At 63.2% G+C, this 25101-nt stretch carries 24 protein-coding genes; 14 read left to right on the forward strand and 10 right to left on the reverse strand.

Translation table 11 applies throughout. The features are described 5' to 3' along the window. Positions 1-239: 239 nt before the first annotated feature. Positions 240-1325, reverse strand: a complete 1086-nt coding sequence (locus EHF33_RS18325) for an XdhC family protein (protein WP_124874928.1) — start codon at positions 1323-1325, stop codon at positions 240-242. 321 nt (positions 1326-1646) lie between these two features. Here EHF33_RS18325 and EHF33_RS18330 point away from each other — a divergent pair, with 321 nt between their 5' ends. Next, complete coding sequence (locus tag EHF33_RS18330; RefSeq protein WP_124874930.1) at positions 1647-2018, forward strand: hypothetical protein; 372 nt, start codon at positions 1647-1649, stop codon at positions 2016-2018. Positions 2019-2168: 150 nt separating this feature from the next. On the opposite strand, the gene EHF33_RS18335 is transcribed toward EHF33_RS18330, so the two are convergent. The 6 genes from EHF33_RS18335 to EHF33_RS18355 all read right to left on the reverse strand — a co-directional run bounded on the left by EHF33_RS18335 (position 2169) and on the right by EHF33_RS18355 (position 7969). After that, positions 2169-4544, reverse strand: a complete 2376-nt coding sequence (locus EHF33_RS18335) for a phosphoketolase family protein (RefSeq protein WP_124874932.1) — start codon at positions 4542-4544, stop codon at positions 2169-2171. A 234-nt stretch (positions 4545-4778) separates the two neighbouring features. Next, entirely contained in the window at positions 4779-5381 is a 603-nt protein-coding gene (locus tag EHF33_RS18340) for a DoxX family protein (protein ID WP_124874934.1), read from the reverse strand. Further along, positions 5378-5869, reverse strand: a complete 492-nt coding sequence (locus tag EHF33_RS21220) for a universal stress protein (protein WP_164473608.1) — start codon at positions 5867-5869, stop codon at positions 5378-5380. Before EHF33_RS21220 ends, EHF33_RS18340 begins: the two co-directional genes overlap by 4 nt. A gap of 178 nt (positions 5870-6047) precedes the next feature. Beyond that, positions 6048-6233 carry a hypothetical protein gene (locus EHF33_RS21225; protein ID WP_164473609.1) on the reverse strand — a complete coding sequence of 62 codons (186 nt, stop codon included), beginning with the start codon at positions 6231-6233 and terminating at the stop codon, positions 6048-6050. Positions 6234-6482: 249 nt separating this feature from the next. Then, complete coding sequence (locus EHF33_RS18350) at positions 6483-7361, reverse strand: CBS domain-containing protein (RefSeq protein ID WP_124874938.1); 879 nt, start codon at positions 7359-7361, stop codon at positions 6483-6485. Positions 7362-7471: 110 nt separating this feature from the next. Then, the gene (locus EHF33_RS18355) at positions 7472-7969 is read right to left on the reverse strand and encodes a universal stress protein (RefSeq protein WP_124874940.1); all 498 of its coding nucleotides are present in this window, start codon (positions 7967-7969) and stop codon (positions 7472-7474) included. Positions 7970-8204: 235 nt separating this feature from the next. On the opposite strand from EHF33_RS18355, the gene EHF33_RS18360 reads away from it, so the two are divergent. Beyond that, positions 8205-9125 carry an AfsR/SARP family transcriptional regulator gene (locus tag EHF33_RS18360; protein WP_124874942.1) on the forward strand — a complete coding sequence of 307 codons (921 nt, stop codon included), beginning with the start codon at positions 8205-8207 and terminating at the stop codon, positions 9123-9125. On the opposite strand, the gene EHF33_RS18365 is transcribed toward EHF33_RS18360, so the two are convergent. From EHF33_RS18365 to EHF33_RS18375, 3 genes are all read right to left on the reverse strand, one after another. Continuing rightward, positions 9088-10821: a cbb3-type cytochrome c oxidase subunit I gene (locus EHF33_RS18365; RefSeq protein ID WP_124874944.1), complete on the reverse strand. Its 1734-nt coding sequence runs from the start codon at positions 10819-10821 to the stop codon at positions 9088-9090. The genes EHF33_RS18360 and EHF33_RS18365 overlap by 38 nt on opposite strands. Then, complete coding sequence (locus EHF33_RS18370; RefSeq protein WP_124874946.1) at positions 10818-11309, reverse strand: cupredoxin domain-containing protein; 492 nt, start codon at positions 11307-11309, stop codon at positions 10818-10820. Before EHF33_RS18370 ends, EHF33_RS18365 begins: the two co-directional genes overlap by 4 nt. Positions 11310-11450: 141 nt before the next feature. Continuing rightward, positions 11451-11816, reverse strand: a complete 366-nt coding sequence (locus EHF33_RS18375; RefSeq protein WP_164473610.1) for a c-type cytochrome — start codon at positions 11814-11816, stop codon at positions 11451-11453. A gap of 488 nt (positions 11817-12304) precedes the next feature. Between EHF33_RS18375 and EHF33_RS18380 the strand changes: the two genes are divergently transcribed. The 12 genes from EHF33_RS18380 to EHF33_RS18435 all read left to right on the forward strand — a co-directional run bounded on the left by EHF33_RS18380 (position 12305) and on the right by EHF33_RS18435 (position 25064). After that, the gene (locus EHF33_RS18380; RefSeq protein ID WP_124874950.1) at positions 12305-13879 is read left to right on the forward strand and encodes an ABC transporter substrate-binding protein; all 1575 of its coding nucleotides are present in this window, start codon (positions 12305-12307) and stop codon (positions 13877-13879) included. A gap of 119 nt (positions 13880-13998) precedes the next feature. Then, the gene (locus tag EHF33_RS18385) at positions 13999-14937 is read left to right on the forward strand and encodes an ABC transporter permease (protein WP_124874952.1); all 939 of its coding nucleotides are present in this window, start codon (positions 13999-14001) and stop codon (positions 14935-14937) included. Continuing rightward, the gene (locus tag EHF33_RS18390) at positions 14934-15788 is read left to right on the forward strand and encodes an ABC transporter permease (protein WP_124874954.1); all 855 of its coding nucleotides are present in this window, start codon (positions 14934-14936) and stop codon (positions 15786-15788) included. Before EHF33_RS18385 ends, EHF33_RS18390 begins: the two co-directional genes overlap by 4 nt. Continuing rightward, positions 15785-16807, forward strand: coding sequence for an ABC transporter ATP-binding protein (locus EHF33_RS18395; protein ID WP_124874956.1), 1023 nt, complete (start codon positions 15785-15787; stop codon positions 16805-16807). The genes EHF33_RS18390 and EHF33_RS18395 overlap by 4 nt, the downstream gene beginning before the upstream one ends. Beyond that, complete coding sequence (locus EHF33_RS18400) at positions 16804-17838, forward strand: ABC transporter ATP-binding protein (protein ID WP_420889979.1); 1035 nt, start codon at positions 16804-16806, stop codon at positions 17836-17838. Before EHF33_RS18395 ends, EHF33_RS18400 begins: the two co-directional genes overlap by 4 nt. 8 nt (positions 17839-17846) lie before the next feature. Beyond that, positions 17847-18881 (forward strand): GntR family transcriptional regulator, encoded by a 1035-nt coding sequence (locus EHF33_RS18405; RefSeq protein ID WP_241191447.1) that lies wholly within the window; start codon positions 17847-17849, stop codon positions 18879-18881. Continuing rightward, entirely contained in the window at positions 18878-19585 is a 708-nt protein-coding gene (locus EHF33_RS18410) for a creatininase family protein (RefSeq protein ID WP_241191448.1), read from the forward strand. The genes EHF33_RS18405 and EHF33_RS18410 overlap by 4 nt, the downstream gene beginning before the upstream one ends. Further along, positions 19582-20625 carry a ketopantoate reductase family protein gene (locus EHF33_RS18415; protein WP_241191449.1) on the forward strand — a complete coding sequence of 348 codons (1044 nt, stop codon included), beginning with the start codon at positions 19582-19584 and terminating at the stop codon, positions 20623-20625. The genes EHF33_RS18410 and EHF33_RS18415 overlap by 4 nt, the downstream gene beginning before the upstream one ends. Further along, the gene (locus EHF33_RS18420) at positions 20622-21395 is read left to right on the forward strand and encodes an SDR family NAD(P)-dependent oxidoreductase (protein ID WP_124874962.1); all 774 of its coding nucleotides are present in this window, start codon (positions 20622-20624) and stop codon (positions 21393-21395) included. Before EHF33_RS18415 ends, EHF33_RS18420 begins: the two co-directional genes overlap by 4 nt. Then, a complete protein-coding gene (locus tag EHF33_RS18425; RefSeq protein WP_124874964.1) occupies positions 21392-22783 on the forward strand; it encodes a dipeptidase in 1392 nt (463 codons plus the stop codon). The genes EHF33_RS18420 and EHF33_RS18425 overlap by 4 nt, the downstream gene beginning before the upstream one ends. Then, the gene (locus EHF33_RS18430; protein WP_124874966.1) at positions 22780-24312 is read left to right on the forward strand and encodes a carboxypeptidase M32; all 1533 of its coding nucleotides are present in this window, start codon (positions 22780-22782) and stop codon (positions 24310-24312) included. The genes EHF33_RS18425 and EHF33_RS18430 overlap by 4 nt, the downstream gene beginning before the upstream one ends. Then, positions 24309-25064 carry an SDR family NAD(P)-dependent oxidoreductase gene (locus EHF33_RS18435; RefSeq protein WP_124874968.1) on the forward strand — a complete coding sequence of 252 codons (756 nt, stop codon included), beginning with the start codon at positions 24309-24311 and terminating at the stop codon, positions 25062-25064. Before EHF33_RS18430 ends, EHF33_RS18435 begins: the two co-directional genes overlap by 4 nt. The last annotated feature ends 37 nt before the right edge of the window (positions 25065-25101 follow it).

A 25101-nucleotide genomic window follows, 5' to 3' on the forward strand; every position in this document is an offset into this window, starting at 1 on the left:
CCCTGTGGTTATATACCGTGCTGGTCGTACTTGGTCAGCTTATTTTCAGCTTCGCCTGGCCTTAAATGACGTGCTTAGGCTAAGGCATCCGCACCCCGTAATGTGTCTACCTCTAGTTGACTTCTACTGCCAATGACTTTGAGTATCCCCGAGGCTACCAAAATCAAATCAGTGGCGATTGTCAAGATCTTAGACTGATTGTTATATATATTCTTACTGGCTTTAACTTCCACATTAAACTAGGCTTCTGACGCCAGTGCTGGCGAATGAATTTTGCCTTGATGTCCATCAAGCGGCCCGCCCGAAAATCCCCGGCTGGCTGCCAACAACTCGGCGACGACGCTGATGGCCACCTCGGTGGTGGTGTCGGCACCAATGGCAAGGCCCAGCGGGTTGCGAATACGGCTCAGTTCGGCTGGAGTAAGGGGCAATCCTTCATCTTGAGCATTGGCAGCCAGTTTGTCGAGGCGGCTGCGTGGCCCCAGCAACCCGATAAAGGGAGCCTCAGACTGTAGAGCACGCCGCAGACTGGCCAGATCGAGAAGAAAATGATGGTTCATGACGACGACAAAGCTGCGCGGCCCAATGGACAACTGGGAAAACTGCTCCGGCGTAAGGGGGGAGAGGGACGCGCCGGGAAAGCGCTCTGGTGTGAGCAACCCCGCCCGCATATCCACCACCCGGACTCGAAAGCCCGATTCGCAGGCGAGGCGCACCACCGCTTGGCTATCGTGCGCGGCTCCAAACAGCAGCAGTTCGGGCGGCGGGATATTCACATCTAAAAAGTAGGTCAGTCCGCCTAGCTCGACCAAGCCAGCCTTGGGTTGGGGCGAGGCCAGCCGCTGGCGCATCAGGACTTCGGCCTGCTCCTGCACCGCGCCGAGCGACCCGTAGACTTCCAGTGGCGTGAGAATAGTCCGCGCTCCTGAGCCGCTGAGGCAAGTCAACTGCGCGGCCAGTTCGAAGTTCTCCCAAGTCTGGTGCCAGCGCTGCTGGAGGGGATCAGCTGGGTTGGCCGCCTCGATATAAATATCCATTTCACCCGCACAGCCGATGCCCAAGCCAAACATCCGCTCCTCATCGAGGTTGTAGCGCTGCAAGCGTGCCTCACCGGAACGCATCACTTCCTGCGCCAGAAAAACGATTTCACCTTCGAGGCAGCCGCCCGAAACGAGGCAAGTGTACGTGCCGTCAGCCCGAACCAACATCACGGTGCCTTCACGACGGTAAGCACTGCCAATCACATTAACCACCGTTGCGAGGGCCGCTCGCTCACCCAGAAAACGGGCTTCACGCAGACCATTCAAAACGTCCAGACGCTCCATAGTTCCTCCACTTGTTGCCCGTTATGTTAGCCGCAATGCTGCTGGGCAAATGGGTCTGTGCCTTCACGGCACCAAGTGGAGTTGGAACAGCCTCACGGTTCTTTCTGTGAGCGGGCGATACACGCACACGGCAAGGCCACCTTCATGGTCGGTGGTCACCCATAATAAACGGGTGCTGGATTTGTGTGACCGAGCGGTGAGCACCGTCAGCGCTCAGCTCCGACCGTAAGCGCGTGCGCCCCTTTTCTGCTGGCAGTGCTTCTCTCTGATCTCAACATTCCACCACCGCGTTGCTCATTTGCCTCTTCAAGGAGTTTGGACATGAAAACCCCCATCACCGTTCTGCGCTGGATCGTCCGTATCGCTGGTGTCGCCGCCCTTGGGATGGGCCTCATTTTCTGGGGTGGGAGCGGCTACGCCCTGCTGAGTGCCCACCAAGGTCTGGGCTACCTCGTTTCTCTCGGGCTGCTGCTGCTGGCGATTCTCGGATTCAGACAAGGCGTCGCGCCGGGCCTGTTGATCACCGCCATCATCTGGAGCTTGGTCGTCCCGGCCATCGGCAGTATGCAGCTCAAATTGCTGCCCGGCGATCAGCACTGGGTGATTCAAGTCTTTCACCTGCTGCTCGGCGTGGGGGCCATCGCCTTTTCCGAAATCATCGCTGGCCGCGCACTACGGAGCCGAGTTGCCTAGAGGCTTTATGGGGGCTGGCTGGCTAAGCCAAAAGCACGCTCAGCCAGCCAGCCCCCCAAACACTCCCGTTGATTGCCGGTAGCCACCAACACGTCGAAGAGACAAAACAGAGGCTTTGAGTTGGGCGTCAGCTCGGCACCCAAGGCTCTCTCAGCTCTCAGCCCAGCGCCAATTCTTCACGTCGGGAAGGTCGTCCCCAGTGGCACGCACGTAAGCGTGATGCTCGGCGAGCTTGGCGAGAAGCTGTTGCCTGACGTCTGCACCCGCGTCCTTGAGATGAGGCACACGGTTAATCACGGCAAGGGCCAGGTGGAAGCGGTCGAGGTCGTTGAGCACGGTCATGTCGAAGGGGGTGGTGGTCGTGCCCTCTCCCTTGTAGCCGTGGACGTGCAGATTGCGGTGTCCAGCGCGGCGGTAGGTCAGGCGGTGAATCAGCCAGGGGTAGCCGTGATACGCGAAGATGATCGGTACGTCCGTGGTGAAGACCTCGTCAAAGGCCGCGTCGGACAGCCCATGGGGATGCTCGATCTGCGGTTGCAGCGTCATCAGGTCAACCACATTCACCACTCGGATTTTCAGCTCAGGGAAGGCTTTGCGCAGCAGACTCACCGCCGCGAGCGTCTCCAGGGTCGGCACGTCGCCCGCGCAGGCCATCACCACGTCGGGCGTGTCGCCCCGGTCATTGCTGGCCCAGGCCCAGACACCCAACCCGGCCGCGCAGTGCTTGGCAGCGTCGGCCATGTTGAGCCATTGAAGTTCAGGCTGCTTGCCCGCCACGATCACGTTGACATATTCGCGGCTGCGCAGGCAGTGATCGGTCACCGACAGCAGCGTATTGGCGTCAGGCGGCAGGTAAACCCGCACCACGGCAGGCGCTTTGTTCACCATCAAATCGATAAAGCCGGGATCCTGATGCGAGGAGCCGTTGTGATCCTGCCGCCAGACGTGCGAGGTGAGCAAGATGTTCAGGGACGGCACCGGACGACGCCAGGAAATCTCCCGGCTGGTGCCGAGCCACTTGGCATGCTGCCCGACCATCGAGTCCACCACATGAATAAACGCTTCGTAGCAGGAGAACAACCCGTGGCGTCCCGTCAGGGTGTAGCCTTCCAGCCAGCCCTCGCACAGGTGCTCGCTCAGCACCTCCATCACCCGCCCGTCCGGGGAGAGGTGAAGATCGGTGCTGAGCTGCGGTTCTTCCCAGGTCTTGCCGCTGGCGGCATACACGCCGTCTAAGCGGTTGGAGGCCGTCTCATCGGGGCCGAACAGCCGGAAGATGTTCATGTTGCGTTCCATGACACCCTTCAGAAACGTGCCGAGCACCCGTGTAGACTCGCCGTCCACCACACCGGGCTGAGGCACGGCCAGTTCGTAGTCGCGGAAGTCAGGAAAATCGAGGTCACGTGGCATAAGGCCGCCGTTGGATACCGGGTTCATACCCATGCGCCGCTCGCCGGATGGAGCCAGCGCCGCCAGTTCCGGGCGCAGCACACCGGCTTTGTCAAAGAGTTCCTCGGGGCGGTAGCTGAGCAGCCATTCTTCGAGCTGCCGCAGGTGTTCCGGGGAATCGCTCAGACCGGCGAGCGGCACCTGATGAGCACGCCAGGTGCCCTCGACTGGCAGGCCATCGACCACCTTCGGGCCAGTCCAGCCCTTGGGGCTTCTCAGCACGATCATCGGCCAGGCGGGGCGCTCCTGCACGCCGTCCACGCGGGCGCGGCGCTGGATGGCGGAGATGTCGGCGTAAACCTGCTCCAGCGTCCGGGCCATCTGCTCGTGCATCAAAGCCGGCTCGTCGCCCTCCACGTAGTACGGCGTGTGGCCGTAGCCGCGCAGCAGGGTGTCGAGTTCTGCATGGCTGAGGCGGGCCAGCACGGTCGGGTTGGCGATCTTATAACCGTTCAGGTGCAAGATCGGCAGCACCGCGCCGTCGGTGCGGGCGTTCAGAAACTTGTTGCCATGCCAGCTGGCGGCCAGCGGCCCGGTCTCGGCCTCGCCGTCGCCGATCACGCAGGCCACCAGCAGATCAGGGTGGTCGAAGGCCGCGCCGTAAGCGTGGGTCAGGCTGAAACCCAGTTCACCGCCCTCGTGGATCGAGCCGGGCGTCTGGGGCGCAGCGTGGCTGGGAACGCCGCCGGGAAACGAGAACTGCCGGAAGAGTTTGCGCAGGCCGTCCTCACCCGGCCCGACATCGGGGTACAGCTCGCTATAACTGCCTTCCAAGTAGACGTTGGCGACCACGCCGGGAGCGCCGTGACCCGGCCCGGCGACGTAAAGCACACTGAGGTCGTGCTCCTTGATCAAGCGGTTGAGGTGAACGTAAATGAAATTCAGCCCCGGCGTGGTGCCCCAGTGGCCCAGCAACCTCGGTTTGACATGCTTCAGGGTGAGTGGCTCGCGCAGCAGCGGGTTGTCCAGCAAGTAGATCTGCCCCACCGACAGGTAGTTGGCAGCCCGCCAGTAAGCGTCGAGATGCTGGAGTTCAGTCGGTGAAAGGGTTGAGCGTGACGTCGTGGGCGTGGTCATGGTAAACCTCCGGAAGTGGACTGAGGGCGGGGCGCGGCGGTATCAGCAGTGTGGCAGCTGAGCGGGTAAGTCTGGTCAAGGGCCGGTCAGCGCCCTCGGCATTCAGGACATTCCACAGACCACTCGGGTTCAGACAGCAGAGTCAAGAGTCACAGTGAGCCGCCCACGCTCAGGCGGGCGGCCGTGAAGAAGGGGATATTGGCCGCTTCAGGCGGGGGCGCAGTTCTGGTTCTTCTACCGAACGGTCGCCGGCTCCGCAGCACTCGGCCCTTCAGCAGCTGGCGGGGTAGCCCTGACTCCAAAGAGAGCGAGAACCCAGCGGTCAAGGCCCCACCAGCCCGCAACGCGCCAGCCGAGCACCAACCACGTCGCCAGAATGAACAGCAGCGGATTGGTGCTGATGGTGCCTGCCAGCAGGTAACTGGCATTCATCACGCCGCCAAAAAAAGCTGCGATGCCGGTGAACAGCCCCACGATCAGGGCCGCGCCCACCAGCACCTCGCCGTAGGCCACCAGATACGAAAAGGTGGCGGCGTTGGGCAGCGCCACGTGCTGCAAAAACCAGGCGTACCAGCCCTGCACGTCGGGATGTGCGCCGCCTGTCTTGGCGAGTGCGCCAGTCAGAAAGCCGCCGACAGCGGTTCCGGCCTTCTCGCCGACCCACACTCCAGCCGGATTGGTGATCTTTTCCCAGCCGGCCATCAGCCACTCGTAGCCGACATAAATACGCAGCAGCGCCCAGATGGGAGCGAGACGGGGATCAGCGAAGAGCAGGCGCGACACATTGGGTTCGCGCAGCAGGCCGGGACTGGCCCGCTGAAGGCGTGGAGTGGTCATCCGGCCACCTCCTGCGCGGCGGCTTTGTGTGTCACTGGTGCAGCGGTCTTGGGGGCCCGCACCAGCAGCACCGGCACCCCGATCCGGCGCATGACGCCCTCGGCGACGCTGCCCAGGAAAAACCGGTCCAGTCCACTGCGGCCATGCGTGCCCATCACCACCAGCGAGCAGTGCTGCTGCTCGGCCACATCGGCGATCGCCTGAGCGGTTCGTGGATCGCCGCCCTCCAAGCACAACAAACGGATGTTGGGCGATCCAAGCGCCGTGCGGGCGTCTTCCAGCAGGCGCTGGCCCTCGGCCTTGGCGCGTTCGCTGGCGTCCGGATCATCGTAGGTGTAGACCGCGTCGCCGTAAATCACGGGAAGCGGGGGCACGACGTACAGCACGGTCAAGGTGCTGTGGTGGCAGCGGGCCAGTTCGGCGGCCACCGGCAGAGCGAGAGCACTCAGTGGGCTGCCGTCAATTGGAACGAGAATGTGATCAAACATGGCAAACTCCTTTTTTCTGTCATTGGAGAAGGCTTCAACGCGGATTTGCGGAGAGTCAGGCCCTGTAGAATCAAGCCCAACGAAATCAGAATCAGGAGCCGGGCCAGCGCATGCCGGGGAGCCGTAATGCTGCTCATCAGCATTCCAGAACGCCGCGCCGTACCAGTTGCTCAGGACATCAGCGTTCCCGTTCCGGTTGACGCGGTGGGCGGTGCGCCTGCTTGCGCCACGCGGCGTCGTCGGGATCGTCACCGCAGCCGCCCTCATTTACCCAGCGGTCTAGGGCAGTCACCCAGGGCGGAATAACCGGCGCGGGCGTGCCGCTTTGTACCGTATGCTGACTCAGTAGCGTGGGCTGACTCACAGGTGTGTTCATTTGTCGGCCAACCAAGCTTTCCGCTCTGCTTTGGTCAGCCAGCCCAAGCCGGCCTGCACCACCATTCCGTTCTTGATTTGACCTGACTTGAGGTAAATTGGGGAGTTCATGCGATGCCTCCGAAGTTCATTTGAGGGTTTTGAGAAGCGCCGTTTGGGTGCGCTGACAAATCCCACTTTGACGAGTCGTTCAGTACTGGGCTTGAAGTGGCCGCAGGCGCGGCTCCGTGTAGGGCGGTCAACTAGGACGCTGAACAAGCTCAGGCTGCTCCTGCGCCGACTGAGTCAAAATGGCTTTGAGCATGTCGCTGATGGTGATGACGCCCAGCAGGTGACCGCCCTCGCCCATGACCGGCAAACCGTGAACGTCCGCCGAGAGCATGGCTTTCATGGCTTCTTCCACCGGGGCGCTGCTGCGGACTTGTGCGCCAGACGGTTTCATCAAGTCCGTGACTTTCAGCTGGCCGAGCATGAACTGATCAGGCATGACCGTGTCGCCGTGAGCCGAAGAGGCCCGCTCCACCGCCGCGAAAACGTCCTTTTCGTGCAGCACGCCCACCAGCCTGCCGCCTTCCAGCACCGGCAGCACCCGGAGCTGCGAGATTTTGAGGCGGGCGGCCCCCTCCGACGCCAGCGCTCCAGCGTCCACACTGACTGTGCTGGAGGTCATGTGATTGCCCACCCGCCCCCACGTCAGCGGCGCGGCCTGGGCAGCAGCCTTGAGCACGTCCGTCAGGGTCAGAATGCCGACCAAAGCGCCTTCCTCATTGACCACCGGCACGCCTCCGATGCGGCGCTCGACCATCATTTCGAGGGCCGCACCCAGGGGGCTGTGCTCCTCCACCGTCAGCACCGGGAAGCGCATACTCTGGCGTACGAGTAAGCTGCCCGCCCGCACGGCAAATTCCCAGGGCGTCAGGCCCTCGTGAACAGCGGGCAGGGCGCGGCGCACCTCGCCGTCGGTGAGGATGCCGACGAGTTGGCCCTGATGAACAATCGGCAACCGCTCGATCCGCATCGTCTGCATGGTCATGGCCGCTTTGGCCAGGTTGGCAGACGGCGAAAGGGTAAGTGGCCTGGGCGTCATGACCTCGCTGACGGGTCTGGAAGTGTTCATGCGCTGAGTGTGGCGGCGGGGCGTTACCAGAGCATTACCTGTCAGGTGCTGGGCTGTGGTGGAGTGGAGGCCAGCGAAGTGGGAGCCCGCAGCAGGCCAACGCCTCCCGGCTAGCGCTGACCCAGTTCGCGCCAGCGGCCTAGAAGTTTGTCTGGAAGCTCGCTTATGCGTTCAGGCCGCGCGGTGGCCAGCGGAATGACCTGCACCGGCACGCTGGCTCCCAGCAGCACGCCGCAGGTCACGCGGCCCAGCCGCAGCCGCCGGGGATCATGGCCGCTGTGCAGGCCCAACATCACCAGCTGGCTGCCCCGCGCCTGCGAAGCGGCCAAAATGCTCCCGCTCACCTCTTCCTCCGCCGCCAGCACCATCAGGCACACTGGAGGGCGGCGGTACCAACCGGCGAGCTGGGCCAGCCGCGACTCGGCCAATTCAGCGTCTTCGCCCGGAAGCAGCACGTGCATCAGCATGACCTGGCCGCCGGAGGCCCGCGTCAGGTGAGCGCCGAACGCCGCCGCCCGCAGGCTGCACGGCCCAAAGTCCACCGGCACCACCACCTGACTGATCTTTTCCAAGTGCGGCGGAGCGCGGCAAGGCAAGAATTCATCCATCGTTGACCTCCACCATCTGTGACCTCCACGTCCTGATGAGCCTCGCCCCAGCCCGTTACCCAGGCATTACACCCCAAACTGACCTCTGGCCACCCAAAAACCGGCCCGAGACCGGCCCACAGCCAAAAAGAGTACGATGAGTTACCAACCGCGCAGAAACGGCGGTTGCTAACCCGCACCCGGGTGACGGCGCACAGGCGCACCGCAAGGTCAGGTGTGCCAGAGGAGGAAGCGTATGATCACCCTCCACATTCAGACCTTAGGTCAAACCCGCATGACACGTGGCGGCACTGAACTCAAGTGGAGCGCCCAGAGCGCCCGCGAACTGCTGCTGTATCTGCTTTCCTTTCCCGAAGGCCGCACCCGCAGCCAAATTTTTGAGGATTTGTGGCAGCAAGACGTCGACGCTGCCAGCAACAACCGCTTCCGCGTTACCCTGCACCGCCTACGCACCTGCTTGGAGATGCCGCAGGCGGTGTCCGAGGAGCATGGCCGCTACCGACTTGCCCCGGAGGTGTGGCACGGCTCGGACGTCTACGCTTTTTATCAAGCGCTCGGCCAAGCGGAAACGGGAACAGCCGCGCAGCGCCGGGAAGCCTTGCAGCGGGCCGTCAATTTTTACACCGGCGATTATCTGGCCGAGGAGGGAGAGGAGTGGGTCATCAAGGCGCGGGGCGAGCATCAGGCCGCTTACGTGCAGGCCAATCTCGAACTCAGCTTGCTGCACTGCGACGAACACGCCTGCGACCTGTCGGTGCTGGCAATGGTCCGCGCCCTGAGAGCCGATCCCTACGTGGGTGAGCAGTATCACCAGCGGCTGATGACTTGCCTGTCGGTGGTGGAGAACAAATACCAGTCGATAGACCATTACCGCCGGTTTTTGAAGTTTCTGCGTGAAGAAGTCAACGACTTGCCGATGCCCGAGACTTTGCAACTGGCCGAGCGGATCAAAGCTGGAGAGCGCATCTGCCAGCACGATGACGGGGCCGTGCTGGCGATGCCGCAGGTTCGTCACTGCCCGCTGGCCTCCGACGGGCAATGTCCCGGCACTTTGCAGGCGCTGATAGAGTTGGAGACGTGGCCTACACCGCCTACAGGCACTACCACAGCCGCAACGTTTACCACAAACGCAACCCCGGCACCGGGTGCGGATTGAGCAGCAAACTGATGAAGGTGGGCAGGTACATCACCAGCACCAGCGCCAGTGCCAGCGCGAAGAACACCCACAGCCGCTCGAGTACCCGCACCGCGCCCGCGATTTTGGGCGAGCCGCCGTTGCCTGCCAGGGCCTCGACTTCGGCCAGCGACTGACTGAACGGAATCGGCACCTCGGCCTGTGCGCTGACGCGGGTGCGGCCCAGCAGGGTGCGGAAGATCACCGTGAAGTACAGCACGGCGGCGACCGCCAGCACCATGCCGCTGATACCGGTCAGCGCCAGCGGCACTTGAGCGCGGCTGATCATCTCGCTCAGGCCGGTGGCTCCCGCGAAATAGGTGCGGCGCGGAATACCGATGAGGCCTTCCCAGTGCATGCCGACGGCGAAGATGATCATGCCCCAAAACCACAGCCAAGCTGACCAGAGGGCCATTTTGACGCTTGCCAGCGGCTTGCGGGTCAGGTGCGGCAGCAGCCAGAAGCTGATCGCGAAAAAGGTCAAAGTCGTGGCGGTGCCCACCGTGATGTGAAAGTGACCGGGAATCCAAGCGGTGTTGTGGACGGCGGTGTCTAGAGCCAAGCTGGCGTTCACGATGCCGCCCGCGCCGCCGGGGATAAAGGAGATCATGGCCAGCACCTGCGCCGTGAACACCGGGTCTTTCCAGGGCAGGCGGCGCGTCCAGCCAAAGTAGCCGCCGCCGCCACGGGCCTGTGCGGCCAGTTCCAGCGACGCGCCCACGCTGAAAGCGGTCAGCATCGAGGGTACCACCACCAAAAAGGTTAGCAGCATCTGCACCGTCTTCCAGCCGATCGACAGTCCGGTATCGGAATACTGGTGGTGCAGACCCACCGGGGTAGAGAGCAGCAAGAACAGCACGAACGAAAGCCGCGCCATGCTGTCCGAGGCGATTACGCCGCCGGCTTGGCGCGGCAGCAGCGCGTACCACGAAATATAAGCGGGCAGCACCCAGAAATACACGATGGCGTGTCCGGTGTACCAGAACAGCGTACGGGCCAGCAGCGGATCGACGCCCTTGGTCCAGCCCAGCGACCAGGGAATCAAAAAGACGACGACCTCGACCACCAAGCCCAGCGAGGCGATCACCCACATCATCCAAGTCGCCACGCTCATGTAGGCCACCAGCGGGGTGGTTTCGCCGGGGTGCTGGCGCTTCCAGCCAGTCCAGATGACGATCACCTGCACGGCGATGATCAAGCTGCCGACCACCAGCAAGGCCGCGCCGATGTAAAAGAGTGGGCTGCCCTGAAGCGGCGGGTAAAACGTGTAGAGCAGCGTGGCGTTGTTGCCCAGCACTGCCCAGGCGGCCATCAGCACGCCTATGGTCATCGTCCAGTAAGCGGCCCAGGCCACCACCAGATTCGGGCGCACCCCCAGAGCGCGGCAGGGCAAGTAGAGCAGCAGGCCGCTGATGAAGTAGGTGGTAAACACCAGCGCGTTGAGAACCCCGTGCAGCGACAGGCCCTGGTAATACGATTTGAGAAAGGGCAGGTACTGATACACGTCGATGTTGGCGTAGTTGAGCGCTTGCAGGGGGCCGATGGCGACGCCGATCAGCAGCATCAGCAGGCCCGTCACCAAAAAGTAGAGCGTGACCTTTTTTTCGGGGTGGCCGAAGTAGACCTGCTCGGCTGGTGAAGCGGGCGCAGAGACGGTTGGGGGCGGGGCAGTGGTCACTTGGGAGCCTCCACGATCAAGGTAAAGCTCATGGTTTGGTGTCCGCTGCCGCAGTACTCGTTGCACTGGCTCACAAAGGTGCCAGCGGACTTGAAGGTGCGCGTGAAGGTGGCGACTTGACCGGGAACCAGCTCGGCATTGACATTGCCCTGACCCAGCATCAGGCCGTGAATGACGTCAGCAGCGACGAAATGCAGCGTAACGGGCGTGTTGGCCGGCACCCGCAGCACGTTGGGCTGAAACTGAAAAGCCCGCGCCACCATGTAAGCGTTCACCGATCCGTCGGGGGAAACCTTTAGGCCCGGCGCGGCAAACTCGGTCTTCGAGAGTTGGGTGGGATTGATATAGCGGGCGGGCGAGCCGAACATTCCCGGCACCGTCTCGGTGATCATACTGGCGATGACGCCGGCGAACATCAGCAAGACCATGACGACGGCCACCACCAGCCAGCCGAGCTCGTAGCGCTCGATGGTGTGATGATCGAGCATCTTTAGCTCCGGCCCTGCACGACGCCCAGCACCAGCATCCACAAAATCATGGTCGTGGCAAAGACCAGGCCCACCACCACCAAGGTGCCTTTGGGTGTTTTCTCGTTCATTTCAAGTCTCCTGTTGAACTTTGCGCTCTGCTCACAGGCCGCGCACGAAGGCGTAGAGATCGGCCATCTGGGCTTCGCTGGGCGGCTGACCGTCTAGGCCAGCGGTTCTGAAGTGCGGCATCATGGCGCTCAGGGTTCGTCCGCCGGGCGCGTGGCCGTCCAGCACGGCAGCGTCAAATTCGGCGGCGCTCCAGGGTTTGACCAAACCCGCCAGCTTGGGGCCGATGCCGCCCCCGCCCGCTGCGCCGTGACAGCCCGCGCAGTTGCCGGCAAAGAGGGCCGTGCCGCCCGTGCCCGCCGGAGCCGCCGTGGCCACAGCGGCGGATTCCTGAATGCCGGAAAGTTGGGTGCCCGCGTAATACGACAGACCCAGCACCGCGAAAAAAAGGGTCAGCACACCCGGAAGAACGATCTGCCCGGCTCTCAAGCGTGCCGCCGGAAGATGAATGATGATGCTTGCATAAAGTGTCCTCCTGGCCTTGAGCCTGCACAAAAAGCATTACCAAGCCGTTACGGCAACTTTTCGGCTTGGGCAATGCAGACCACCGCCGCGAATGAGCGCCCGCAAAGAAGCCTCTCTAGCTTGAGGTGCTGGGCAATGACCCGGTTCGGTAAACACCGCGCCACACTGAACCGACCTGTCACAAGACCGGAACGAAGCTGCGATATTTGCTCTGATATTTATCAAATTGACTTCTAATATTCTATTGAAAACGTAATCACTGGTGTTATTTGATATTGCTTGCGCCATTCAAATTCTGGTGTTATAGTCCTGTAGAACACTTTAACCCGTGTTGTGCGTCCGCTCATCTGTTGGTGCCTTGACAAAAGAGTTGTAGAAGTGCTTTCCGCTGCCCGGCAGCCGAACAATCCAGAGGAGATCTAATGAAGAGACTGACCCGCGCCGCGCTTGCCCTTGCCGCCACGCTCTCTCTCGGTCAAGCCCTCGGCGTTACTCGCGGCGGCCAGATGGTGTATGGCCGCTACGCCGACTCGCAGTTCCTTGATCCTGTCCTCAACGACTCCAACCTCGACATCTGGATTCTGACCAACCTCTACGACACGCTGCTGCAACCCACTGCTGACGGCAAGCGCGTTCAGCCGGGCCTGGCCAGCCGCTACGTCGTCTCCAAAGACGGCCTAACCATGACGCTGACCCTGCGCCCCAACATCAAGTTCGCCGACGGCAGCCCGATCACCTCCGCTGACGTCAAGTGGAACCTCGACCGCGCCCGTAACCCCGACAACGGGGCCTGGAACAACCTGATCGAGTCGATCGCCAGCGTCGCGGCCAGTGGCAACACCGTGACCATCACGCTCAAGCACCCCGATCCCGTTCTGCCTTCGGCGCTGGCGGCCTTCAACACCGCCATCATGCCGCAGAAGCTGTTCGACGCCGCGCCCGGCAAGAACGACGCCGAGAAGGCCAAGGCGTTTGCCGAGAAGCCCATCGGCTCGGGCCCCTTCGTGCTCAGCGAGTGGAAGCGCGGCTCATACATGGTGCTCAAGCGCAATCCCTATTACTGGAAAAAGGGCGAGGACGGTAAGGCCCTGCCCTACCTTGACACCCTGCGTTTCGAAATCCTTCCCGACGACAACACCCGCATTCTGAAGTTGCAGGCCGGTGAGTTGCAGGGTGCCGAGTTCATTCCGCTCAGCCGGGTGGCCGAACTCAAGGCCAATCCCAAACTCAATATGATGCTGTTTCCCTCCACCCAGGTCAACCAAATCGCCATGAACACCCGTCCCAAGCTCAAGGACGGCACGGCCAACCCGCTCACAGATGTGCGGGTGCGTCAGGCGCTCAACTACGCCGTCAACCGCCCGGCCCTGATTCAGCTGGTCACTTTCGGCAACGGCAAGCCGATGAAGTCGCTCATGTCGTCGGCCACCCCGCTGTTTGACAAGGGACAGAAAGGCTACACCTACGATCTGGACAAGGCCAAGGCGCTGCTGGCCGCCGCCGGTTTTAAGAACGGCTTCGATGTGACCACTATGGCAACCAGCGGCAGTGCCAACGACCTGACACTGACGACGGCCCTTCAGCAGATGTGGGGCGCGGTGGGCGTGCGCCTCAAGATTGAGCAGATCGACAGCGCGACCAAGGTCGCCCGCCGCACTGCTGGCGATTTCCAGATGAATACCGGGGGCTGGACCGACGACCTCGCCGATCCCAGCGAGGTTACCGGTTACTTCGCCACAAAAGGGGAGACGGACGCGGCCCACACCGGATTCAGCGATCCCACCATCGAGAAGCTGTTTCCCCAGAGCCAGCGGGAAATCGACAAGACCAAACGCGCGGCCATCTACAAGCAGATTCAGACCATCTACAGCAACGCCGCGCCCATCATTTTCCTGTATGAAACGCCCTACCCGGTGGCGCTGGCCAAGAACGTCAAGGGCTTCTATCAGATTCCACTGGGCTACAACGTCTTCGAGAAGACGAGCATCGAGAAGTAGAGAGTAGAGACAAGAACCGGGCCACAACGGCCTGAAGCAAATTTCCCGCGCGCCACGCTCCCCTCAATTCAAGGCGTGGCGCGTTTTTCGGCTCTCTACTCAAACTTAGGTGAGATGTGATGCATACGAGTTACATTCTGCGGCGACTTCTTCAGATCATTCCTCTCTTTCTGGCGGTGATGGTGCTCGTCTTCGTGCTTGTTCACCTCATTCCTGGCGATCCGGTGAGCGCCATACTCGGTGACCGGGCCACCCCGGAGAGAGTGGCGCGTGCCAACCGCCAGTTAGGACTGGACAAGCCCTTGATCGTGCAGTTTGGCCTGTTCGTGAATCAACTGCTGCACGGCAACTTGGGCGAGAGCATCAACCTCAAGGTGCCGGTGCTGCGGCTGATGCTCGACCGGTTGCCGATCACCCTCTTTCTGGACGTATACGCCGCCGTACTGGGTGTGCTCATGGCGGTGCCGCTGGCGGTGCTGGCCGCCGTGCGCCGCAACACCTGGGTTGACGGCGTCATCCGGGCTGTGTTTCAGGTGGGTCTGTCGTTGCCGGTTTTCTACGTGGGCCTGCAACTGTTGACCCTGCTCGGCGCTCGCCTGGGCTGGTTTCCCATCGGCGGCTACGGTGTAACCTTTGGTGATCACCTCTACCACCTGTTTTTGCCCGCCCTGACGCTGGGCCTCAACCTGGCGGCGGTGCTGGTCCGCACCCTGCGCAACAGCGTCATCGAGGTGCTGACTGCCGAATACGTGGATTTCGCCCGCGCCAAGGGGCTACGCAGCCGCGTCATCATGACCCGCCATGTCCTTCGCAACGCCCTGATCGCCACCGTCACCCTGCTAGGTCTCAACATCGGCGGGCTGATCGGTGGGGCCGTCATCACTGAAACGGTCTTCGCCATCCCCGGCGTTGGGAAGCTGATGGTGGACGCCATCTTCGGGCGCGACTACCCGGTGGTTCAGGGCCTGACCCTGACGTTCGCGGTGCTGGTGTCGCTGGTGTTCCTGGCGACCGACCTGATTCATGCCCGGCTTGATCCGCGTGCGGAACTCTCATGACCACCATGCATTCCCCCGCGCTGGAGGTGCAGACCCGCCCACGCCGCCGGATGCCCAAAGCGACGCTACTGATCGGGCTGGTGCTGCTCTTCATTCTGATCGTGGCCGCGCTGTTTCCGCAGTATCTGGCCCGCTACAGTCCCACCGACTTTGATTATCAGGCCATCTTGCAGGGGCCGAATGCCAAGCACGTGTTCGGCACCGACAACTTCGGGCGCGATATTCTCAGCCGGATCATCTACGGCACCCGCGTCGACATGCAGATCGCCATTTTCACGACCCTGTTTCCGTTTATCTTCGGCACGCTGCTGGGTGCTCTGACCGGCTATCTGGGCAAGTGGAGCGACGCGGTGGTGGGCCGCGTCGCCGATCTGGTGGTGGTCTTTCCCTTTCTGGTGCTGGTGATCGCCATCGTGTCGGTGCTGGGGCCGGGCCTGAGTAATATGTACATCGCGGTGAGCGCGGTGGGCTGGGTCAGCTACTGGCGGCTGACACGCGGCGAGGTGATGGCGCAGAAGAAAGCCGAATACGCGCAGGCCGGACGGGTGCTCGGCTACAGCCCCGGGCGCATTTTGCTGCGCCACCTGCTGCCCAATGCCGTCACGCCCGCTATCGTCTACCTGATGACCGACATGAGCCTCGGCATTTTGCTGGGCGCGTCGCTCGGCTATCTGGGCCTGGGCGCACAACCGCCGACCCCCGAGTGGGGCGTGATGGTCTCGGACGGCAAGAACTTCATGGCCACCGCTTGGTGGATCAGCACCTTTCCGGGGTTGGCCCTGACACTGGCGGGCGTGACCTTCAGCCTGATCGGCGACGGGCTGGCCGACGCCCTGAGGCCCCGCGCATGACCGCTTTTGTTAAGGAACAAGCCCCATTACTGACTGTGCGCGATCTGAACGTCCGCATCCCCACGCCCGGCGGCGTCCTCCACGCGGTGCGCGGCGTCAACTTCGATCTGATGCCCGGCGAGGTGCTGGGCTTGGTGGGCGAGTCGGGCAGCGGCAAGAGCGTGACCCTGCGCTCGCTGATCCGGCTGCACCGCCCGCCGATTCAGATGACTGGAACCGTCGAGTACAGCGGCCAGAATCTGTTGGGTGTGTCCGACTCGAAGCTGCGCTCGGTGCGCGGCGGGCAGATCAGCATGATCTTTCAGGAGCCGATGTCGGCCCTCAATCCGGTGCTGACGGTAGGCGAGCAAATTGAAGAGAATCTGCGCGAGCATAAGGGCTTGCGGGGCAAGGCGGCGCAGAGCCGGGCCGCCGAACTCCTCGACCTGACCGGCATTCCCAGCCCCCGCGCCCGCTTATCGGATTATCCGCACCAGTTTTCCGGCGGGATGCGCCAACGGGCCATGATCGCCATTGCGCTGGCTTCCGAGCCGCAACTGCTGCTGGCCGACGAGCCGACGACGGCGCTGGACGTGACCATTCAGGACCAGATTCTGAGACTCCTGCTGAGGCTGCGCGAGGAGCTACACATGAGCGTCATTCTGGTCACGCACGATCTGGGCGTGGTGGCGCAGACCTGTGACCGGGTGGCGGTGATGTACGGCGGGCGATTGGTCGAGACGGCAGGTGTCAATGATTTGTTTCACGCGCCCAAACACGCCTACACGCTGGGACTCTTGCGAAGCCTGCCGGGGGCCGGGGAACACCGCCGCCCGCTCCAGCCGATTCCCGGCGGGCCACCTGATTTGCGCTCGTTGCCGCCGGGCTGCCCTTTCGCGCCGCGCTGCGAATACGTGACGGATGAATGCCGTGGAACGGAGCCGCCGCTGCTGGAAGTTGCGCCGGGACGGTTCAGCGCCTGCATTCACTACGCCGAATTGCCCGCCCTCAAAGCCAGTCTTGAGGAGGTGGGCGTATGACCGTTCCTCTGTCTAAATCCACTCCAGCCCTGATGGAAATACACAACCTCACCAAGACCTTTCCGGTGGCACAGAGCTTACTGGCTCGCTGGAGAGGCCAGCCTAGGCGTGCCGTGCAGGCCCTGACCGACGTGGAACTGACCGTGCAGCGCGGCGAAACATTGGGCATCGTGGGCGAGAGCGGCTGCGGTAAATCCACGCTGGCCCGCACATTGGTGCGGCTCTACGACGCCGACCGGGGCAGCGTCCGTTACGGCGATCTGGACGTGCTAGCGCTACGCGGCGCAGAATTGCGTCAGTACAACCGCCGGGTGCAGATGATCTTTCAAGACCCCTATTCCAGCCTCAACCCGCGTATGACCGTGGAAGCCGTGCTGCGCGAGGCGCTGAGTGTTCACAAGATGCGCCCCGCTGCTAAGCAGCCTGCCCGCGTGCGCGAACTGCTGCAACTGGTGGGTCTGCCGCCCGAGGCTGCTGGACGCCTGCCGCACGAGTTCTCTGGCGGTCAGCGTCAGCGCATCGGCATTGCCCGCGCTCTGGCACTGGAACCCGAATGCCTGATCGCCGATGAGCTGGTCTCGGCGCTGGACGTGTCGGTACAGGCACAGGTGGTCAACCTGCTGCTGGAGTTGCAGGAACGTCTGAACCTGACGGTGCTGTTCGTGGCCCACGATTTGCGGCTGGTGCGCCACATCTCGCACCGGGTGGCGGTAATGTACCTGGGCCGGGTGGTGGAGGTGTCGGATACGCAGGCGATCTTCACTACTCCGCGCCATCCGTATACGCAGGCCCTTCTCGCCGCCGCGCCCACCCTCGATCCGTCGCGGCGCACGGCGGCCCCGGCCATCACGGGCGAGTTGCCCAGCCCGCTGAACGTGCCGAGCGGCTGCGCCTTTCGCACGCGCTGCCCGCACGCGTTTGAGCGCTGCGCCACCGAGCGGCCCGCCCTGCTCAAGTTGGAAGACGGCCCGGAGGTGGCCTGCCATCTGTACGACCCTGCCCACACCGCGTCACTCAAGCGGGCGACATGAAATCTCCCGTGCAGGAGCCATCCTCCGGAGCCGCTGAGCCTCTTATCTGGCCGCTGGGCATCGACCGCAGTCTGGGGGTGCCGGTCAATACCCAACTGCGCGGGCAACTGGAATACGGCATAGCTTGCGGGGACATCCCGCGCGGCGCACGGCTGCCCAGCGTGCGCGAACTGTCTCAGGAACTGGGCGTGGCGCACATGACCGTGGCGGGCGTCTACAAAGAACTGCTGGGGCTGGGCTTGATCGTGACCTCACGCGGGCGCGGCACCTTCGTGGCCACCACGCCGCAGCCGCCGCCCGGCCCTGATTTGACGCGGCTGACCCGGCTGCTCTCGGACACGCTGGCGCGGGCCGAGGGCGAGGGTTACAGCCTGCGCCAGATCGGGGAGGCCATGAACGCCCTGATCGCACGCGGCGCACAGCCACCGCAGCAAACCGGCGTCAGCGTGCTGCTGGTGGGCTTGTTTGCCGACGCCACCCGCAGTTACGCGGCGAACGTTCAGGCGGCGCTGCCCACCGGAGACCGGGTGCAGGCGGTCACGCTGGACGATTTGCGCTCCGGGCGCTCGCACACCGACGCGCAAAACGCCAACGTGGTGCTGGCTCTGGCCCACCGCCTGAATGAGACGCGGTCACTTTTGCCGGGCCGGGAGATTATTCCGGTGGGCTTCATTCCCTCGCAGCGCACCCGAGCGGCGCTGGCGGCCCTCGACCCGATGATCCGGCTGACGATTGTGGCGACCTTCGAGGAATTTCTGCCCACTTTCTTGAGCGGCGTCAAACGTTTCGCGCCGCACGTCTTGTCTATTCAGGCCACTCACCTGCACGCCAAGGACTTACAGAGCGTGCTGGACGCCTGCGACGTGGCCACTTACGCCACCGGCTCCGAAAGAGTCCGCACCTTGATACCCAATAAGCCGGCCCTCGAATACCGCCACGTCGTCGACCCTCGCGACATCGGGGGGCTGGTGCTGCCCGCCGTGGAAGCGCAGCGAGCGTTCCAAAAAACGACGCCGCATAAGCCCAAAAAGGAGCTGTCATGACCGCGATTGAACAGATGAACTGGATGCAGGTCGAAGAGTACCTCAAGAGCGACAACCGCTGCATTTTGCCGCTGGGCAGCACCGAGCAGCACGCGCACCTGAGTCTGTGCGTGGACAACATCCTGCCCTCCAAGCTGGCGCACGACGCGGTGGGCGACTCGGGCGTGCCGGTCTTTCCCGTGTTGCCCTACGGCATCACGCCGTATTTCCGGGCCTATCCGGGCAGCATCAATATCCGGGTACAGACGTATTTGGCAATCGTGCGCGACATTCTGGACGACCTGCACGAGCAGGGCTTCCGACGAATCCTGATCGTCAACGGGCACGGCGGCAACACCCCGGCGCAGGGCTTCACCGCCGAGTGGATGGCCGACCATCCCGGCACCCAGGTCAAATTTCACAACTGGTGGAATGCGCCGCAGGTCTGGGCCAAAGTGCAGGCCACCGACTCCAACGCCAGCCACGCGTCTTGGATGGAGAATTTTCCGTGGACACGGCTGGACGGCGTGGAGATGCCGGACACGGAGAAAACTGGCGTGGACTTCGATTACATGCGGCTGCTCGGCCCGGCGGCGCTGCGCGAGTACCTTGGCGAGGGCAATTTCGGCGGCAAATTCCAGCGCCCCGACGCCGATATGCAGGCCATCTGGGACGTGGCCGTGGCCGAAACCCGCGCCCTGCTGGAAAAGGGATGGGCCGAGTGAGCGAGGAGGACTCGCAACGCTTACTGATCTGGGGAGCTGGGGCCATAGGCGGCACCATCGGCGCATATCTGCTGCGCGGCGGCTGTGACGTGACCTTCGTGGATGTGGATGCGGGTCACGTTGGAGCAATCCATGAACGCGGCCTGAGCATCACCGGCCCGTTTGGAGAGTTTAACGTGGCCGCGCCCGCCTTCACCCCGGAGACGCTGCAAGGTCAGTGGGACACCATCTTGCTGTGTACCAAGGCGCAACACACGGCGGCGGCAGCTCAGGCCCTCGCACCCCATCTCAGCCCTGGCGGCGTGGTGGTGTCCATCCAGAACGGCCTCAATCCGCTGATCATCAACGAACACATTCCGCCGGAGCAGGTGCTGGGCAGCTTCGTCAACTTCGGCGCAGATTATCTGGAACCCGGCGTGGTGCAGTACGGCGGGCGGGGCGTGGTGGTCATCGGCGAGCAGGACGGACAGTTGACTGAGCATGCGCGGCAACTTCACGCCATGCTCCAGCACTTCGAGCCTGACGCCGTCCTGAGCCCCAACGTGTTCGGCTACCTGTGGAGCAAGCTCGCTTACGGCTCACTGCTGTTTGCCACCGCCGTCACCAACGACGGCATCGCCGACGCGCTCGCACGGCCCGAAGACCGCGCCCTCTACACCGAACTGGGCCGCGAGGTCATGCGGGTGGCTCTGGCGCACGGGGTCACGCCCGAAGCCTTCAACGGCTTTGCCCCGGTGGCCTTTTTGCCGGATGCCGGTGATGCGGCGGCGCAAGCGAGTCTGGACGAGATGGTGGCCTTCAACCGCCGCAGCGCCAAGACCCACAGCGGCATCTGGCGCGATCTGGCGGTTCGCAAACGCACGACGGAGGTGGACGCGCAACTCGGCTGGGTGGTGCATTTCGGGGAGCAGCACGCTGTTCCCACGCCATTAAATGCCCGCCTGATCGAGCTGATTCACGAGATAGAGCAAGGAACGCGTGAGCTGGGCCGGGGCAATCTAACTGATCTGCGCGGGCTGATGCTTCAGGAGCAGGTATGACAGCAGGGAAGAGATTTGCGGGCCAGACCGTCATCGTCACGGGCGCGGCCCACGGCTTCGGGCGCACGATTGCCCACGCCTTCGCCAGGGAAGGCGCGGCGGTGTGGGCCTGCGACGTAAACACCGAGGGGTTGGATGAGACAGCCCGGCTGGTTCAGGAACAAAGACTAACAATCCAGACCCGAAAAGTGGACGTGGGTGACTCGGAGGCCGTCTCAGCTTTCGTGGCCGAAGTCGTGGCAGAGACGGGCCGCGTGGATGTACTGGTCAACAACGCGGGCGGCGTGCGCGGGCAGGTGGGCCGCCCCATCGAAGAGATCAGCCCCCTGGATTGGCAGGCCATCTTTGCCGTCAACGTGGACGGGGCCTTTTTCTTCGCGCAGGCGGCGGCCCCGCATATGAAGGCCCAGAAGTCGGGCCGGATCATCAACATTTCCAGCGGCGCAGGTTTGGGCATCAGCCTGACCGGTATTCAGGCGTACGCCTCCGCTAAGGCTGCCCAGATCGGCCTGACCCGCCAGTTGGCGCATGAGCTGGGCGCGTGGGGAATCACGGTCAACAACGTGGCTCCCGGGTTCGTCCGCAGCAATCCTACCACCGAGCGCCAGTGGGAAAGCTACGGCGAGGAAGGTCAGCGCAAACTGATAGACGGCATCGCCCTGAAGCGCCTGGGCACCCCCGAAGACATTGCCAACGCCGTGCTGTTCTTCGCCTCCGATCAGGCGGGCTGGGTCACCGGGCAAGTCTTGAGCGTGGACGGCGGTAAATGAGCGGCCTGAACGACGTGCTGGACAAGTTGAGTGAGCGTTCCAAAGCCTCACTCTCTGAACTGATTGAGTTCGCCAGCATCCCCAGCGTCAGCGCCCAGCCGGATCACAAACCGGACATGGAGCGGGCAGCGCAGTGGCTCTCGACCCGCCTGAAACGCGCCGGACTGAAGACGGTGGAACTGTGGCCCACTGCCGGACACGCCGCCGTTTACGCCGAATATTTAGAGGCTGGCGAGGACGCGCCCACCCTGCTCGTCTACGGTCACTACGACGTTCAGCCGCCCGATCCGCTGGAGAAGTGGCACACGCCGCCGTTCACGCCCACGGTCAAGGACGAGCGGCTGTACGGGCGAGGCGTCAGCGACGACAAGGGGCCGCTGCTGCTGACCGTGCAGGTCGTGGACGCTTATCTGTCCACGCTGGGCAAGTTGCCTCTCAACCTCAAATTTCTGTTCGAGGGCGAAGAGGAAGTCGGCAGCGCCCATCTGAACGAACTCGTCGCGCAGAACGCCGAGCGGCTCAGGGCCGATTTCGTCCTGAGTGCCGACGGCGGGATGTGGAGTGCGGATATACCCTCACTGACGGTCAGCGCACGCGGGCTGGCGGCGCTGGAACTGACCGTGCGCGGCCCCACCAAGGATCTGCACTCCGGGCGGCACGGCGGCAGTGTCCACAATCCTCTGCACGCGCTGGCGACGCTAATCGCCGGACTTCACGACGAATCTGGCCACGTGACGGTGTCGGGCTTCTACGACGGCATTGCGGAGTTGACGCCGCAGCAGCGGGAGGGCATCCGGCAACTGCCCTTCACCGATGAAGACTACTTGACCCAGACCGGAGCGCCCGCCGTATACGGAGAATCCGGCTACTCCACCCTGGAGCGCCAGTGGCACCGGCCCACGCTGGAAGTTAACGGGATGTGGGGCGGCTACACTGGCGAGGGCAGCAAAACTGTGCTGCCCAGCGAGGCCCACGCCAAAATTACCTGCCGCCTGGTGCCGGGGCAGGAGCCAGGGCGCATCGCGGAGCTGCTCAAACAGCATCTGGAGGCCAAGCTGCCGCCCGGTGTGACGCTGAATATTCACCCCAGCGAACACGGCGCACGCGCCTACCGCCTGCCTGATGCCCACCCCGGCGGGGCGCTGGCGCGGGAAGTGCTGGCCGAGCTGTACGGCAAGCCGCCGCTGGACGTGGGCATGGGCGGCAGCATTCCGGTGCTGGAGACTTTTCAAAGCGTACTGGGCCTTGACACCGTATTTTTTAGCTTCTCGGTGGGCGACGAGGACATCCACGCTCCCAACGAATTTTTCCGCATCCCACGCTTGTCCGAGGGCCAGCAGGCTTGGGCGCAGCTGTGGTGGAAGCTGGGCCATCAGGAGAAAAGATGAATGAATTTCAGCGCCGCTCGGCAGAAATCAACGACTTGTTGTGTGTTCTGAATGTGCTCAACTGGGACGCCCGCACCCAGATGCCCGCAGGGGGCAGTTCCGCCCGTGCCCAGCAACAGGCGACAATCAGCGCTCTGGCGCAGGAAAAATTGCTCGATCCGGCTTACGAGGCGGCGGCGCAAGTGGTCAGCGGCGACGACAGCACTGACGACGTGGAGAACCGCGCCGCGCAGCAAGCGCTGGCCGCTGTCTCGGCCCTGAGGCGCATTCCTGCCGAGCTGACCCGCGAACTGGCCCTGCTCAAATCCGAGGCGCAGGACGTGTGGGCGCGGGCCAAGGCGGCCAATGACTTCAGTATGTTCGCCCCGGCCCTGACGCGCATGGTGGAGCTGAACCGCCAACTGGCCGAGGCGCTGGGCTACGAGGGCCACCCCTACGACGCGCTACTCAACCTCTACGAGCCGGGTGTCACGGTGGCGACGCTGTTGCCGCTGTTCGAGCGTCTCCGCGCCCACCATGTGCCGCTCCTCAAGGCTATCCAGCAGCAACCCCAGCCGCGCAGTGAGTTCCTGAACCGCTCGTATCCGGCAGACGCGCAAAAGCGTGTTTCCCTGACGCTGGCGCAGAAGTTCGGCTACGACACCCAGCGCGGGCGGCTCGACGAATCGGCCCACCCCTTCGAGATCAGTTTCACCCGCCAGGACGTGCGGATCACCACCCGCTTTCAGGAAAACTTCCTATCGGGCGCACTGTTCGGCACGCTGCACGAAACCGGGCACGCCATGTATGAGCAGGGAGTCCGCCCCGAGCTGAGCCGCACGGTGCTGACCAGTGATTTGACGGGCCTTTACGCCGTGGGTGGAGCCAGCTACGGTACCCATGAGAGCCAGTCGCGGCTGTGGGAGAACCGAATTGGGCGGTCAAAGGCCTACTGGGAGCTGCACTTTCCTCAGCTTCAGGCGGCGTTCCCCGAGCAGCTCGCGGACGTAGACACCGACGCCTTTCACCGCGCCGTCAACACGGTGCGCCCCAGCCTGATCCGGGTGGAGGCCGACGAGCTAACGTATGACCTGCACATCATGCTGCGGGTCGAGCTGGAACGCCAACTCATCGGCGGCGAACTGGCGGTCAAGGACTTGCCCGAAGCCTGGAACGCCCGCATCAAATCCGACCTCGGTCTGGACGTGCCGGACGACGCACACGGCGTGTTGCAAGACATCCACTGGTCGGCGGGGATGATCGGCTCGTTTCCCACTTACACCATCGGCAACGTGATGGCCTCGCAGTTCTACGCGGCGGCACTGGAGCAGGTGCCGGATCTGGAAGCTGGCCTCCTGCGCGGCGAGTACACCCCGCTGCGCGAGTGGCTCACAGACAACATTTACCAGCATGGCCGCACCTTCACGCCCCATGAGCTGCTGATACGGGCGACCGGGCGCGGCCTCGACCCCCAACCTTACCTGGATTACCTCAGCGGCAAATACGGCGAACTCTACGGCTTAAACCTTCAAAAGGAGCAAACAACATGACCCAGACAAACGGAAAACTCGCAGGTAAAGTCGCCCTCGTCACCGGAGCCTCCAGCGGCATCGGGGAAGCCACTGCCCTGGCCCTGGCCGAACACGGCGCGGCGGTGGCGCTGGTGGCCCGGCGCAAAGACCGCTTGGATGAACTGGCGGGCAAGATCCAGAACATGGGCGGCAAAGTAGCTGTCATTGTCTCGGATCTGGCGCAGGCCGGGCAGGGAGCCGAGGTCGTGAAACAGGCGGTGGAAGCCCTGGGCCGCCTGGACATCGTCGTGAACAACGCGGGCGTGATGCTGCTCGGCCCGCTCTCCGGCGGCGATCCCAGCGATTTGACGCGCATGATGAACCTCAACGTCACGGCGCTGATGCACCTTTCGCAGGCCGCGCTGGAAGTCATGAAGCCGCAGAAGAGCGGGCACATCGTCAACATCTCGTCGGTGTCGGGGCGCGGGGCCAGTCCGCTGAGCGCCGGATATAGCGCCAGTAAATGGGCGGTGGGGGGGTTCAGCGAGGGCCTGCGGCAGGAAGCCAAAGCCGATAGGATTCGCGTGACCGTCATCGAACCCGGTGTGGTCGCCACCGAGCTGACCGATCACATCACCCATACCCAGACCAAAGACATGTACGAGGGCCGCATCAAGGACATGGAGATGCTGCAATCGGAAGACATCGCCGCTGCCGTTGTCTATGCCGTGACCCAGCCGGAGCGCGTGAACGTCAACGAACTCTTGATCCGCCCGCTCGATCAGGGCTGAACTCAGGCTGACTGCCGCCTGCCTGCTCGGTCAAAAA

The sequence above is a fragment of the Deinococcus psychrotolerans genome, assembly GCF_003860465.1.
Classification (GTDB): domain Bacteria; phylum Deinococcota; class Deinococci; order Deinococcales; family Deinococcaceae; genus Deinococcus; species Deinococcus psychrotolerans.